The sequence below is a fragment of the Sporosarcina luteola genome (assembly GCF_023715535.1).
In the GTDB taxonomy this organism is placed as follows: Bacteria; Bacillota; Bacilli; order Bacillales_A; family Planococcaceae; genus Sporosarcina; species Sporosarcina luteola_B.
Window position 1 is genome coordinate 276,768 of the sequence record NZ_JAMBOI010000003.1, and the last position, 13,767, is coordinate 290,534.

At 48.8% G+C, this 13,767-nt stretch carries 15 protein-coding genes; 5 read left to right on the top strand and 10 right to left on the bottom strand.

From position 1 onward, the window contains the following. The first annotated feature begins 113 nt into the window (after positions 1-113). Positions 114-863: a YqcI/YcgG family protein gene (locus M3191_RS08500; RefSeq protein WP_251700119.1), complete on the top strand. Its 750-nt coding sequence runs from the start codon at positions 114-116 to the stop codon at positions 861-863. 153 nt (positions 864-1,016) lie between these two features. Here M3191_RS08500 and M3191_RS08505 read toward each other — a convergent pair whose 3' ends face one another. After that, positions 1,017-2,348, bottom strand: a complete 1,332-nt coding sequence (locus M3191_RS08505) for a D-serine ammonia-lyase (RefSeq protein ID WP_285853287.1) — start codon at positions 2,346-2,348, stop codon at positions 1,017-1,019. A gap of 44 nt (positions 2,349-2,392) precedes the next feature. Continuing rightward, on the bottom strand, positions 2,393-3,256 hold the full coding sequence (locus M3191_RS08510; RefSeq protein ID WP_251699935.1) for a D-alanyl-D-alanine carboxypeptidase family protein: 864 nt from the start codon (positions 3,254-3,256) through the stop codon (positions 2,393-2,395). Positions 3,257-3,313: 57 nt separating this feature from the next. On the opposite strand from M3191_RS08510, the gene M3191_RS08515 reads away from it, so the two are divergent. Further along, positions 3,314-5,482: a hypothetical protein gene (locus tag M3191_RS08515; protein ID WP_251699937.1), complete on the top strand. Its 2,169-nt coding sequence runs from the start codon at positions 3,314-3,316 to the stop codon at positions 5,480-5,482. A 293-nt stretch (positions 5,483-5,775) separates the two neighbouring features. Here M3191_RS08515 and kynA read toward each other — a convergent pair whose 3' ends face one another. The 3 genes from kynA to kynU are packed head-to-tail and all read right to left on the bottom strand — an operon-like array spanning position 5,776 to position 8,497. Continuing rightward, positions 5,776-6,600 (bottom strand): tryptophan 2,3-dioxygenase, encoded by an 825-nt coding sequence (gene kynA / locus M3191_RS08520; protein WP_251699939.1) that lies wholly within the window; start codon positions 6,598-6,600, stop codon positions 5,776-5,778. After that, entirely contained in the window at positions 6,597-7,229 is a 633-nt protein-coding gene (gene kynB / locus M3191_RS08525; RefSeq protein WP_251699941.1) for an arylformamidase, read from the bottom strand. Before kynB ends, kynA begins: the two co-directional genes overlap by 4 nt. After that, positions 7,226-8,497: a kynureninase gene (kynU, locus tag M3191_RS08530; protein WP_251699943.1), complete on the bottom strand. Its 1,272-nt coding sequence runs from the start codon at positions 8,495-8,497 to the stop codon at positions 7,226-7,228. Before kynU ends, kynB begins: the two co-directional genes overlap by 4 nt. An 83-nt stretch (positions 8,498-8,580) precedes the next feature. Between kynU and M3191_RS08535 the strand changes: the two genes are divergently transcribed. Together M3191_RS08535 and M3191_RS08540 are read left to right on the top strand one after the other, a co-directional pair. Next, complete coding sequence (locus M3191_RS08535; protein WP_251699944.1) at positions 8,581-8,799, top strand: hypothetical protein; 219 nt, start codon at positions 8,581-8,583, stop codon at positions 8,797-8,799. 6 nt (positions 8,800-8,805) lie between these two features. Beyond that, a complete protein-coding gene (locus tag M3191_RS08540; RefSeq protein ID WP_251699946.1) occupies positions 8,806-8,988 on the top strand; it encodes a hypothetical protein in 183 nt (60 codons plus the stop codon). A 31-nt stretch (positions 8,989-9,019) separates the two neighbouring features. Here M3191_RS08540 and M3191_RS08545 read toward each other — a convergent pair whose 3' ends face one another. From M3191_RS08545 to M3191_RS08565, 5 genes are all read right to left on the bottom strand, one after another. After that, complete coding sequence (locus tag M3191_RS08545; protein ID WP_251699948.1) at positions 9,020-9,625, bottom strand: response regulator transcription factor; 606 nt, start codon at positions 9,623-9,625, stop codon at positions 9,020-9,022. Between the two features lie 3 nt (positions 9,626-9,628). Further along, positions 9,629-10,753 carry a sensor histidine kinase gene (locus M3191_RS08550; protein ID WP_251699950.1) on the bottom strand — a complete coding sequence of 375 codons (1,125 nt, stop codon included), beginning with the start codon at positions 10,751-10,753 and terminating at the stop codon, positions 9,629-9,631. Between the two features lie 73 nt (positions 10,754-10,826). Then, a complete protein-coding gene (locus tag M3191_RS08555; RefSeq protein ID WP_251699952.1) occupies positions 10,827-11,888 on the bottom strand; it encodes a fatty acid desaturase in 1,062 nt (353 codons plus the stop codon). A gap of 169 nt (positions 11,889-12,057) precedes the next feature. Next, complete coding sequence (ytxJ, locus tag M3191_RS08560; RefSeq protein WP_251699954.1) at positions 12,058-12,384, bottom strand: bacillithiol system redox-active protein YtxJ; 327 nt, start codon at positions 12,382-12,384, stop codon at positions 12,058-12,060. A 76-nt stretch (positions 12,385-12,460) separates the two neighbouring features. Next, on the bottom strand, positions 12,461-13,024 hold the full coding sequence (locus tag M3191_RS08565) for a glycerol-3-phosphate acyltransferase (RefSeq protein WP_251699956.1): 564 nt from the start codon (positions 13,022-13,024) through the stop codon (positions 12,461-12,463). Positions 13,025-13,110: 86 nt separating this feature from the next. On the opposite strand from M3191_RS08565, the gene M3191_RS08570 reads away from it, so the two are divergent. Beyond that, positions 13,111-13,767, top strand: a complete 657-nt coding sequence (locus M3191_RS08570; protein WP_251699958.1) for a phosphatase PAP2 family protein — start codon at positions 13,111-13,113, stop codon at positions 13,765-13,767.

Sequence of the window (13,767 nt, forward strand, 5' to 3'; positions counted from 1 at the left end):
TATCAATTTTATCCTTCAAAACTATTCCCTCTTCTATTCAAACTAAACACTAGTTTAGGGTCCCCCAATACGGGAATTGGATAACTAAATAAGGTTGGGGGGAAATTTGATTGATTGAAGAAATAACAAATACGTTATTGACGAAAGAGGATTTTGCAACTCGCTCTGATTTGCCGGAGTGGTTATTGGAGAGCTATCGGACGTTCCGGGAAACGGTAACGGATAAGACGTTTCCGTGTTATTTTGGCATGGGCGGTGAAATGAAGGGTGAATTGCGGTATGCGTATGTGACACAGCAAGATTGGTCCAATTTGCCTTCCGCGTTACATGCTTTTTTGAAGTTGTTCGAAGATCCGAAGCATAAGCGGCATGGATTGTTCGTCTTCGTGGAGCCTTTTGAGGCGGAAAGTGATTTAGAGGCGTACCGGCAGCAGTTTTGGGACATTCTGCAATATTTGCATGACGTTGATAAGGTGGAGTGGCCAGCTGACAGCCCTCGTGATCCTGATCATTACTTATGGGACTTCCATTTTGGCGGAGAGCCGATTTTCGTGTTCGGAAATGCACCGGCCTATAAGCAGCGGAAGACAAGGGATTTAGGGCAATCAATGGTGCTCGGCTTCCAACCTAGACGTATTTTCGAAGGATTGAAGGGTACCGAAAAAGGCGGCATCATGTCCCGCGAAAAGGTGCGTGAGCGTGTCGAAGTATGGGATCAATTGCCGAAGCATCCGGATATTAGCCATTACGGCGACCCGACACATAATGAATGGAAACAGTTTTTCATCGGTGACGATATAGAACCGATTATCGGGAAATGTCCGTTTTCGCATAAAGAAATGAAAAGTGATTCAATGATGTAAAAAGGGGCCGAAAGATTATTTCGGCCTCTTTTCTTATTTCCCGTGTTTAATTTCCCGCTTTATTTCACTGAAAAATGCCGTCATCACTGCATTTCCCAGTCGTTTTTTGACGGAATATTTCCCGAAGTGTGTCGATTTCCCGGGAAATAGCGATTATTTCCTGCCGATTCCCTTTCCGATTCCATAGTAGATATCCATTTCGGCTTCGGGTACCATTCCGCCTCCTGTTGCCCAGACGAGATGGGTTGCGGATGGCGCGTTGGCTAGTGGCACTTCATTGTGAATGGCTTGGATTGGACCTGTCATTCCCGCGAGCGCTGACGGTTCAAGTCGGATGTCCTCGGTATCTGCAATCATCGACAGCAGCTCGAACATCGTGTCATCGCCTATTGTATAGCAACCTTCAAGGAGCGGTTCCATTTTCTTGCCGACAAATGCGGATGCTGTGCCGACAGCAAGTCCGTCCGCAGCAGTCTGATTGTCCAAACCGAAGTCCGCGACGGATACTTTGTCATGCAATCCGGTCATCATGCCGATTGTCATGCATGGTGAATGCGTCGGTTCCGCGAAGAAACATTGGACATTGTCGCCAAATTGAAGCTTCAGGCCGAAAGCGACGCCTCCCGGTCCCCCGCCTACACCACATGGCAAATAGACGAATAAAGGACTGTTTCCATCGACAAGGATTCCACTCTCTTTTAATTGGGCAGCGACCCGTTCGCCTGCGACTGCGTAGCCGAGGAAGAGGTCGAGCGAGTTTTCATCATCAACGAAGTGGCAGAGCGGATCAGCTTCCGCTTGGCGTCTACCTTCCTCGACCGCTTTGCTGTAATCGTCCGCATATTCGACGACTGTCACGCCTTTTTCACGGAGAAGATCTTTCTTCCATTGCTTCGCATCCGCGGACATATGGACCGTGACATTGAAGCCGAGCTTCGCACTCATGATGCCGATGCTCAATCCGAGATTCCCCGTCGAGCCGACAGCAATTTTATGCTTCGCAAATAAATTACGGAATTCCGGCTCCGCGAATTTTGTGTAGTCCCCATCCTGTTTAATGAGCCCATGCGCCAAGGCAAGCGTTTCGGCATGCTTCAATACTTCGTAGATGCCGCCCCGCGCTTTGATGGAGCCCGAAATCGGGAGGGCGTTGTCTTGCTTCAACAGCAATTTCCCGGGAATTACAGTTTCATATGTAGAAGCAAGTGCTTCTTTCATTTTCGGGATGGCGGTGATTGGTGACTCGATAATGCCATTTTCCTTTGCAGTTTCAGGAAATACTTTTGCGATGTACGGAGCAAAACGCTTTAACCGTTCGCTTGCGTCCTTCACATCTGCGGCAGTGATGCCGGATCGGGAAATGCCTGTTGAACTGTCACCGTTCATCGGGTTTCTCCATAGAACCTCCTGCTTTTCAGAGATTTGTTGCAATAATGGAAATTTCTCCAACCACTTCACTTTTTCAGTTTTATGCACGGTTTTCAGCCTCCGTTTAGAGAATTTCCTTCATTATAGCATGCGGGAATCTCTTATTTATTCAACACATATCGGTCGATTAAATCGCGGGTCAGTTCGAAACGTGGAGTGGACGTATCGCTTCCCTCCGCTTCGACGCCGATGACGACCGTGATGATCCGCTTCCCTTCATAGACGCCTGTGCTTGCAAAACACGGCCCCGCTTCTTCGGTGTACCCCGTTTTCAACCCTTCCATGCCCATCATCGCTTGCGGCATTCCCGGGAGCATGAGATTCGTGTTCCATAGCTTCGTTCCTTCGCTCGTGGTGAAATCCGTCATGCGAGTGAATTCCAGTACTTCCGGATAGTTTGTCAGAAGTTCATTCGCGATGGCGGCGACATCCCGGACTGTTGCGCGATTCGTCTCATCTTCATCCAATCCGGTTGCATTGATGAAGCTGGTGTTCCGCAAGCCGAATGATTTGGCTTTCTTGTTCATCTGTATCACGAATTCCTCTTCCGTGCCGCTCACCATTTCGGCGAGTGCGACAGCCGCATCATTTGCGGAAGTGACGGTCATGGCGGCGAAAAGTTCGCGGACATTGTATGTTTTATGCGTGTCCATTCCTAAAACGACCGCATATTTCGGTTGTTTCAGCGCCGCTATGGAAGGCTTGTATTGGCTATCCCATGTGAGTCGACCATCGGCGATCGCTTCAAGGACGATGTATTGGGTCATCAGCTTTGACATGCTTGCGATAGGCAAGGCTTCCTTGGCATTTTGCTCATAAAGGATCTTTCCGGAATCCGCTTCCATGACGATAGCAGCCTTTGCCTCGCTGTAGAGGGGGTCTGCTTCTTTACGAGCGTCTTTATCTTTAATGAAGAAGAAGAAAGCCATTGCGGCGACGAATAGGATTGCAAGAATTTTTTTCATATAGAAGACCACACCTTTCTGTACTACTTCTATTGTCTACAACAAAGATGAAGATTCATGCATGGATTATCTGAAGAATTTCTGAAGATGGGTGTTCCACGCAATAAGGTCATCGCCCTTCTGCACACACCATCATCATCCGGACTGAATACGCTAGTAATAATAACGTCAGTAATGGTGGTGATTTGCATGGAGAGTGCGGGGATTTTAGCGGGGCCGATGTTACGGCGCGTCGATACAGAATCTGTTGCTATTTGGGTGGCGACAGACTGTCCTGTCGAGGTGAACGCTGCCATTTACTGTCTTGATACGCTTATTCAGCTCGACACCGAAACGAAGACGACATCTATACGAGCAGGCCATCGTTTGTTCATCCACCTTGTGCAGGTGCATGGGCAATTTCCAACGGAGACACTCCTTGGCTATGACCTGCTTTTTCGCGTTGGAAATAAGATATATACTTTGGCAAACCTCGGATTGATTCACGATAATGAAGATTCCATCACGTACGATGGGCTTCCCTATCCATCGTTTTTCATCCCCGCTAGTGCAGCTCCAACTTTTCTATATGCATCTTGTCGGAAATTTCACGGGAAGGGAGATGATGCTCTCGTTGCAGCAGATGCGCTTTTGCAAAGGGAAACGGAGAATCTGGCGGCACGGCCGTGCGCTTTGTTTCTTACCGGAGACCAGATTTACGCAGATGATGTGGCGGATCCTTTATTTCCAGTCATCAGAACGGTTGCCGAACACTATATTGGTAAGGAAGACCTTTGGCAGTTCGATTTGCGCTTGCGGGAGGAGCCTTTTTCCAGTTCTTTAACGCAGGTGAATGGCCGGCAGTTTATTACGGAACGGTTTTGCCGGTTTACTTCAGGCAACGCTTCGAATCATTTGCTCACGTTCGGGGAGTATGCGGCGATGTATTTGCTGTCTTGGAGTCCGGCTATGTGGGCGGGCGTTTTTCTCCCTACTTTCGATGAGTTGGTGAGGGAGGATGGCCTGTATTTGTATTATCCTGACAATCATGGTGAGCTCGAGCAAAGCAGAGTCCGTTTTGAAGAACAGGCCGGGCAGCTTTTGCAGGTAATTGGTTCTCTTCATCGGATCCGTAGGCTGTTTGCGAATGTGCCTACGTATATGATATTCGATGACCATGATGTGACGGATGACTGGAATTTATCCGCAGATTGGCGCAGTGCGGTGCTCGCTTCGGCTCTAGGGAAACATGTGATTGCGAACGGGCTTTGTGCGTACTGGGCGTTCCAAGGTTGGGGCAATGAGCCACAACGGTTCGGGGAGGGGTTCCTACAGTCGATGTGTAGTCATTTCGACGGGTTCATTGCTGACTCAACTGCTTATAAGGTTTGGGCGAATCGGCTATGGTCATTCAATGGCTGGCAATTCGTAGCGCCCACTACACCCGCTGCGCTGTTTTTAGATACGAGGACAATGCGTCATTTTGAAAATGAGCCGAAACCGGTGAAAATTGGACGGATGTATAAAGAGAGCGTCCAGACGCCAAGGTTGATCGGCACGTCCGGATGGAAGGTGACGGCCCGGACGCTTTTAAAATCCCAGTGGACACGGGGGGACCCGCTGATCATTGTCTCGCCGACGCCGCTATATGGATTAGGTCTCATCGAATCGGTTCTCCATTCGTATGTGTATCCGCTGAGGGCGCTTGGGGTTCCGATTCATGAATTGCTTGATTTTGAGGCGTGGAAGTATAACGGCAGGGGGTTCACCGATTTCATCGGCCAGCTGTTCCATTGGAGCCTGTCCCGATGCATCATCCTGTCGGGGGATGTCCATTATGCTTCCGCGGTCCGGTCGCGCTTGACGTCGAAGCGGGAAGTGCTGGATATTTTGCAATTTACGAGCAGCCCTTCCCATAATATGAGTTTCACGGGTGTTTGGGGGAAGCTCATGAAGATGGCGGTTTGGGGAAATGCGAGGCGTCGGGTGAAGAAGACGATCTATCGATATTGCGATGTGGCATTTTCTATTCGAAATGGCGGGAAAGCGATGGATTACCCGAAGGATGCGAAATGGCAGGAGGCACTCCGTTATTTGGAGATGCAAGGCGGAGCGATCGTCGAGACGGAGAACAATATCGGGTTGATCAACGTCGGGGAGACCGTTATCAGGCATTCACTGCTACAGATGGTCGGAGGAGAGATGAATGAGATTCGATATGAGGATATTGAAGCTTCGCCGGTGTGAGCCGGCGGGGCTTTTATGCTTATTTGCAGTGATTTATGCGGCTTTCGACGAGTTTATGCGCCCATTTCGGCATTTATGCGCAAGTTTTAAGATTTATGCGCCGATCAGGATGGTTATGCGTATATTTTACGATTTATGCGCGATTGGGGAATTTTATGCGTTTCTGCTGGAGTTTATGCGTGATTCGCGGAAATCATGCACTATTAGGTTCTCCCTCTCGTGCAGAATGCCTTTCACAAACTTAGGTAGGGTTAATTAAAAAAGAGGCTACCCATCGGATAGCCTCTCACTATTCACAGCTTTGTCCGTACATCCCACAGTTCAGGGAAGAATTTATGGTCAAGGACGGATTTCAGGTAGTCGACGCCTGATGAGCCGCCGGTGCCTGTTTTGAAGCCGATGATCCGCTCCACCGTTTTCATGTGGCGGAAGCGCCATTGCTGGTGGCTGTCTTCGATGTCGACGAGCTTTTCTGCGAGTTGGTACAAGTCCCAATAGCGGTCGACGTTGCGGTACACTTCGAGCCAGGCGGATGCCACAGTCGGATCGCCTGTGTATGTGACCAAAAAATCGCGATTCAGCAAGTCGGGATTGATCGGGAAGCCGGCGCGTGCAAGTGCGCGGATAGAGACGTCGTAAATACCCGGTGCCTCGAAGGCTATCTGCAATTCGCTTGCGAGCTCGGGGTCTTTCTCGTAAATTTTCAATATGTGCGGCTGTTTGTAGCCGAGCGCAAACTCGATCTTCCGGTTTTGGTAGGATTGGAAGCCCGATGCGCGTCCGAGGCTTTCGCGGAACTCCATGTATTCCGCTGGTGTTAATGTCGACAGGACATCCCACGCCTGGATGATCTGCGTCTGTACCCGGGAGACGCGCGCCAGCATTTTGAACGCTTCCGGCAGTTCGTCTTTTTCAATCGATTCAATTGCCGTGTTCAGTTCATGCAAAATGAGTTTCATCCATAGCTCGCTCACTTGGTGGATGATGATGAATAGCATTTCATCGTGATGGCCGGATAACCGTTCCTGGCTTGAGAGCACTTTATCGAGGCGCAAATATTCTCCGTACGTCATATTGTCCCGGAAATCAGTATGAATTCCATTTTCTTTTTCACTCATGACGGCCACCTCCTAATTACTGCGCGTACCGGACTTCCGTCTCCGCCTTCGATCGGCAGCGGCAAGGCAATCAGTTCATAGTCTCCCGGTTCAACTTTCTCCAAAACGATGTTCTCCAAAATGAGTACGTCATTGTCATACAGCGAATGGTGGGCATCCAACGTCTTGCTATGCTCAGAGTCGACGGAAGGCGTATCAACGCCGATCAGCCTGACGCCTCGTTCTCTCAATAAAGGGCCAATATCCGCCCGCAAAACCGAATACGTCTCCGGGAAAACATCCGGATCAGGACGGCTTGACGTCTTCAATAAAATTCGTTCTACACCGCCGAAATCAATTCCTTCCAAATCGGAGCGTCCAATGCTTTCCAACCCGGAAACATCGATGACACGTGCCTTTCCGATATAGACGTCTATCGGCAGCTCATGCACTTTCATACCGTTGTCGTCATAATGGAATGGCGCGTCAATATGCGTCCCCATATGCGTGCTCGTCGTTATCTTTCCGATATTGACGGAACCTGTTTCCGCTTTTGGGAACTCGACTTTGTAGGAAAACGGCGTATCTCCCGGCCATTCGGCGATTCCGTTATGCAGACGCTGCGAAATATCGATCCACTCCACCGTCATGCGACAACACCTCTTTTATTCTCAAACTTTTCGTACCGCTTTTCATCCATGATCACTTTCAGCTTCTGAATTGTATGCCAGACGTCTTCAAACGTATTATAAAGGGCGACAGGAGCGAGTCGTATGCCATTCGGCGTGCGGAAGTCCGGAATGACGCCATCTTCTTTCAACGCCTTGCAAATGCGCGCCGCTTCCTTATGCTCGAGCAATACATGACCGCCGCGTGTTCCGTCAACCGGGTTGCCGATTGTGAAGTCCATTCCACCCAGCTCCTGTTCAATCAATTCGAGCATATAGCCCGTCAACTCGAGCGATTTCGCACGGATTGCCGAGATGCCGACTTCCTCGAACATCTCGAGGGACCCGATAACTGGCGCCAAGCTTAGCACATGGGGCGTACCAATTTGATAAGCGCCGGCGTCTAGCGCCGGATCCATCGTATGTTCCATATCGAATTGCGTTTCCTTTTTAGAACCGAACCATCCTGCAAGTCCCGGCACCTTGCCGAAATGCTGTTCATGGATAAACAGGCCGCCGACGGAGCCAGGGCCGCCGTTCAAATGCTTATACGTGCACCAGAATGCGAAATCCGTCCCCCAGTCGTGGAGCGAATGCTCGACTGCTCCGATGGAATGGCAAAGGTCGAAGCCGATCGGGATATTCCGTTCGTTCGCAGCCTTCGTCAATTTCTCCATATCGAGGATTTGCCCGCTCCTATAGAGGACAGCAGGCAACACGATGAGCGCCACGTCATCTGTCATCGCGTCGATAATGTCGTCTTCAAGCAAATAGCGTCCGTCGCGGCTTTTGACACGGATGAGATGGGTGTCCGGATCATACCCTTTTTGTTGCAACTGGCTTTTCAGCGCATAAATATCCGATGGGAAATTCAATTCATCGGCGAGGATTTTTGTTTTATCGCCGTCAGGCTTGTAAAACGTGGAGACAAGCTGATGCAAGTTCGTCGTCGTAGAGCCCGTCGCAATGACTTCGCTCTTTAATCCCCCGACGAGCGGCGCCATTTTCTCCCCGACTTGTTCGGATAAATAAAACCAAGGATGCGCCCCTTCCGTCCATCCGTCAATGCCTAGCGTTTTCCAGGAATCGAGCAAGTCATGCAACGTGCGCTCCGCCCTCTTGGACAATAAACCGAGCGAGTTGCCATCCATGTAGATTGTGTTTGCCGGTATGTAAAATTCGCTCCTATAGGAAGCGAGTTTGTCTTGTCGATCCCGTTCCTGTGCGTCTACTAAAGTGTGTTGTGTCATGCGGATCCCCCTTTTATCTTGGTAAGAAAAGCATAGCATATTCGCAGAAGGGTGGACATTCTGAATTTGTGGAAATATCAGGTATGCGTAAGGATTTTCGGTTAGCGTTGGGGATTGCTTTGGTCGCGGATTGGCTTGCTTTGAGCGCGGGGCGACTCACTTTGAGCGCCGATCGACTCACTGTGAGCGCGGGATGGCTCGCTTTGAGCGCAATTCGACTTGCTTTGAGCGCAGGACGGCTTGCTTTGAGCGCGGAGCGGCTCACTTTGGACGCGAGGCGGCTTGCTTTGGACGCGGGATAGCTCGCTTTGGACGCGAGGTGGCTTGCTTTGGACGCGGAGCGGCTCGCTTTGGACGCGAGGATACCGACTTTGAGCGCGGGAGGCCTCTCTTTGAGCGCGGGGACAACGGCTCTGAGCGCGAGAGCGACGACTTTGAACGCGAGGCGGCTTGCTTTGGACGCGATTGCCGGCAGGCAGAAAAAAAGGTAAAGGAAATAATTCCTTTACCCGTTAACACAACCTATTTGAACCATCCTTTTTCCTTAAAACGAGATATCGCTTCGATTCGATTGCCGACCTCCAGCTTTTCAAGAATGACCGATATGTAGTTCCTCACCGTTCCTGGTGTTAAAAACAGCTCACTCGCGATTTCTTTCGTCGTCTTTCCCTCTGCGACGAGGCCTAACACTTGGCTTTCGCGGTCGGTCAATGGATTTTCGGAGTCGCTCTCGTACGCGATATCGACGAGCTCGGGTGCGTAGATCCGGCGTCCATCTTGAATCGCATGGATGGAATTGACAAGCTCTTCTATCGGACTGTCTTTCAATAAATAACCGCGGACCTTGGCCTTTCGTGCGCGTTCGAAATAGCCCGCCCGCGCAAACGTCGTCAAAATGATGATCTTACAGTCCTTCCCTACAAGCTCCTCCGCCGCATCCAAACCGGTCATGACCGGCATTTCAATATCCATGATGCAGATGTCGGGTTCATGCTCCTTCACGAGGCGGACCGCTTCCTCGCCGTTCCGCGCCATTCCGACGACTTTCATATCATCTTCCATATTCAAAAGGGAGCCCAATGCGCCTAACATCATTCCTTGGTCTTCCGCAATGACGATTCGTATCATGACTTACCCCTCCTCCACTTGATGTGTAATGACGACCGGAATCCGGATCGTCAATGTTGTTCCGTTCCCCTCTTCGATTTCAAGCGAGCCGTTCACGAATTCAAGACGTTCACGCATGCCTTTCAGTCCCGTGCTGACTGATTTTACCGCTTTCATCCCTTTTCCGTTATCATGGACGATAATCGACATTTCATCTTCCTTCTGCTTGAAAATAACATTGCAAACTGTCGCTTCGCTATGCTTTACAACATTCGTCACCGCCTCCTTCAGACACATGCCGAGGACATTTTCAAAGTTTGACGGAATATGGGTTACAGCCGGATCTCCTTCGATCCTCAATTCGATTTCCGCGGCAGCTAGTATTTGGCGGGCGCGCATCACTTCATCCACAAGCCTTGTTGCACGCATATCCGCCACAAGCTCACGCACTTCCTTCAGTGCTGTGCTTACCGTTTGGCGGATGTCGTTCAGTTCTTTCTCCGCCTCTTCCGGATTTTTTGAAATCAATCTTCGGGCCAAGTCGCTTTTCAATCCGATCATCGATAATTTCTGCCCGAGTGTGTCATGCAGGTCCCTTGCGATTCGCTCCCGTTCTTCCAGCAAGATCAATTCTGAAATGCGATCATTCGCATCCTCCAACTGATCTTCTAGTCTTTCGCGCTTGCTTCGATTGTACAGATTAAATGGAAGCAGGATAACGCCGATCACCGTTATGAGAATAAAGTGGACTTGCGGTAAAAAGAGGTTGATCTCCAGGAAAAACCCTGTGACAATCGCACCAACCGTAAAAAAGATATGAAGGCCATACATGATGAAGAATCCTACCGTTGATCTGATATTCCCGATGAAAAACGCAGTGAAGATGGACAGGTAGACGTATCCGAATAAAAGTGTCATAACGATATTGATGACGATTTCGAAGCTGACCCACATATAGACGAGGCCGCTTTTTGATTTGATTGAAAAGAAATAGGAGATGAAGAAAAGTACTAATAGTCCGGTTCCGACTGAAATTCCGACAGCAGACCATGTACGAAAAATGAAAAAGAACGGCAATAGGCAAAAAACGACCCATGCGTAAATACTGAGCCACCGATTTTTCGGGAAAATACTATACCATTTTTGCATCCATTTCACCGTCCTGTTTCTTCCATTGTACCAAAAACACACAGCCGCCTCATAGGAAGGCGGCTGCGTCTTATTATTTACTGTCAAAGCTTGTTTGTTTCCGTTTCAATTCATTCAAATCGATGCTTGGCGTAGCTCGTTTGACTGCACTTTTCACTTCTTTGAATGTGATAAACCGTTTATTATTCGGATCATAAAGTTTGTAACGGAGTGATTCCAAGCTTGTTTTGATATTGATTGTCGTCGCCATTTGAAGCGGCGGTGTTGATTCGTGTGCTAGTTCCAAGTTATAGTTCGGTACTCGCGGAGCCAAATGATGGACGTGGTGGAAGCCGATGTTGCCTGTCGCCCATTGGAGGACTTTCGGCAATTTGTAATACGAGCTGCCTTCCACTGCCGCCTTTACATAATCCCATTCGGATTCCTCTTCGAAATAAGAGTCCTCGAATGTGTGCTGGATGTAGAACAGCCAAATGCCGAGCGCTGCTGCGACAAACATGATCGAGCCTTGAACGATGAGGAATGCCTGCCAGCCGACGAGCCATACCATACATGCATAGAGCGCGACGAGAACGACATTCGTCAAATATGTGTTGTTCCGTTCTTTAGAGCGTGCATCTTTTCGGTTGACCCTGCCTGTAATGAGTACCAAATATAACGGTCCGAATCCGAACATGACAAGGGGATTCCGGTAGCATCGATACTTGAATTTCACCCAATTTGATGCTTCAAGATATTCTTCAACCGTCATGACCCAAATGTCACCGACTCCCCGCTTATCCAAGTTGGAGCTTGTCGCATGGTGAATCGCATGCTCGCGTTTCCATTTCTCATATGGAAACAGCGTGAGGATGCCTGTAATCGTACCGATAATATCATTCGCTTTTTTATTCTTGAAGAATGAACCATGCGTGCAGTCGTGGAAAATGATGAATGTCCGTACGACAAAGCCCGCTGTGAGAATTGCAATTCCGATCGTCAACCAAATTGATACCGACAAGCTCTGATACGCCAAAAACCATAGAATAAATATAGGCGGAACCGTATTGATCAATTGGATGACACTCTTTTTTAAATCCGATTTGGCATAAGGTGCAACATTCTTGTGCAACTGCTTCGTTTTTTCCTTGCTCATTGTAAAACGCCTCCTCGATAATTTTCCTTATTTCCATACTAGTATGCTTACCCATTCTGCAGAATAGATGAACGTCATAACTATTCATATGACAAGTGTCATTTTTTGTGAAGAGATTCACATGAACCCACAAAAAAACAGACATCCCATTAAGAGATGCCTGCATTCTTCATCCGTTAGATTCGACAGCTGCTTTAATATTGGATTGGCTGATTTCATAGTGGCTCGCATGCCATACCGCCTCGCCATCCTTCAGTAAGAAAAGCTGCGGGCTTTCATGCTGAATGCTCAATTCGCTTTCGATGTCATTTGACAGTCGGCGGCTTCTTTGGACAATCAGATAGTATTTCGGGATATCCGTTTCGAACTGGTCAAACGCACGGTATCCAGCCGCACTTATCGGGCACGTCGAGCTATGTTTAATTAAGAAGACGGGTTCTTTTTGAGACTGATTGCGTAGTTGTTCCCATTCTTCCATGGATCGAATCTCTTTCATTAGATGTCTCTCCTTTCTCTAAGTGAAGGTTCTTTCCCGTTGTGTATAGGCGGTCGATAGTTCGCCTTATTGATTTCTATACCCCTTTGTTGCCAGGCAAATCTTTCCTGTGGGCGAATAAAAGCAAAAGTACGACAAGGATGGCGACAACCGTTTGCGGCCATTCCTTCGTTAATCCGAACAGGAAAAGCGGTGACAGTGCCATTGCGCTTACTCCAGCGGCTGTGAAGTTTTTCAGAAATGGATAAAGGACGAGGAATGCAACTACAAAACAGGCGACAACTAGCGGGTTAACTGCAAGCATTCCGCCAATGAACGTCGATACCCCTTGCCCGCCGCGGAACTTGTAGATGACCGGGTAAATATGCCCTGCCATTACGGCAAGAACGCACATCAGTTGCAGCCATTCGTCCATCCCCATCCATTTGGCAATCAATACGATGATGATGCCTTTTAGTGCATCCACAATGAACGTTAATACAAAAGCGGTCTTGCCAAGCACTCTTCCCGCATTGCGCGCTCCCGGATTTCCGCTGCCTGATAAGCGGATGTTTTGTCCGAACAACAATTTACCGATGACAGTTGCCATCAGCAAATTGCCAATCAAATATGCGCAGATGAGCAATACCGCTACTTCCATTCATTCCCACCCCACTTTCCTACTTTACAATATGCACCACACTGCCTTTTCCTGTACAATATGTCGCAGAAGAGAGGATGATCTAGTTGAAGGAATCACCAATTCGCCCTTCTGTGGCCATCATTTTATGTATTGTTTTCGGTAGTGCCTTTGCTTTCCTAGTCACAGCGATTCTCAGCGATATGGTCGGCGGATTTGACAGATCGGTCATTGATGCCATGCAAGGGCTGGAAGCGTCTTGGTTGACGTCAATTATGCTCGCTTTTACATTCATCGGCTCCACGAAAGTCGTCATGCTCCTTACCATCGCATTGACCGTTCTTCTACTATGGAAGTTCAGCTCTAGAAGCCAAGCCTACTTCTTTTTCTTTACAATGATCGGGACCATTATATTGTTCCAAGCTTTGAAGCTCATTTTTAAAAGGCCTCGTCCTGAGTTCCATCGTCTCACTGAAGTGGGTGGCTACAGCTTTCCGAGCGGTCATGCGATGATGGCCTTCAGTCTCTACCTGCTATTCATTTATTTGCTATGGCGTCATATACAATCGACTGCAGGCAGGACCGCTTTGGTGGCCTTTGCTATTTTCATGTTCATCATGATTTCCGCGAGCCGCATCTATCTAGGCGTCCATTTTCCGAGCGACATCCTCGGAGGCATGATTGCAAGCGCATTTTGGCTTACACTTACGTTGTTACTGTTCGTCCTATTTCAGAAACGGAAGAAACGCAGCCTCGTCGACTGA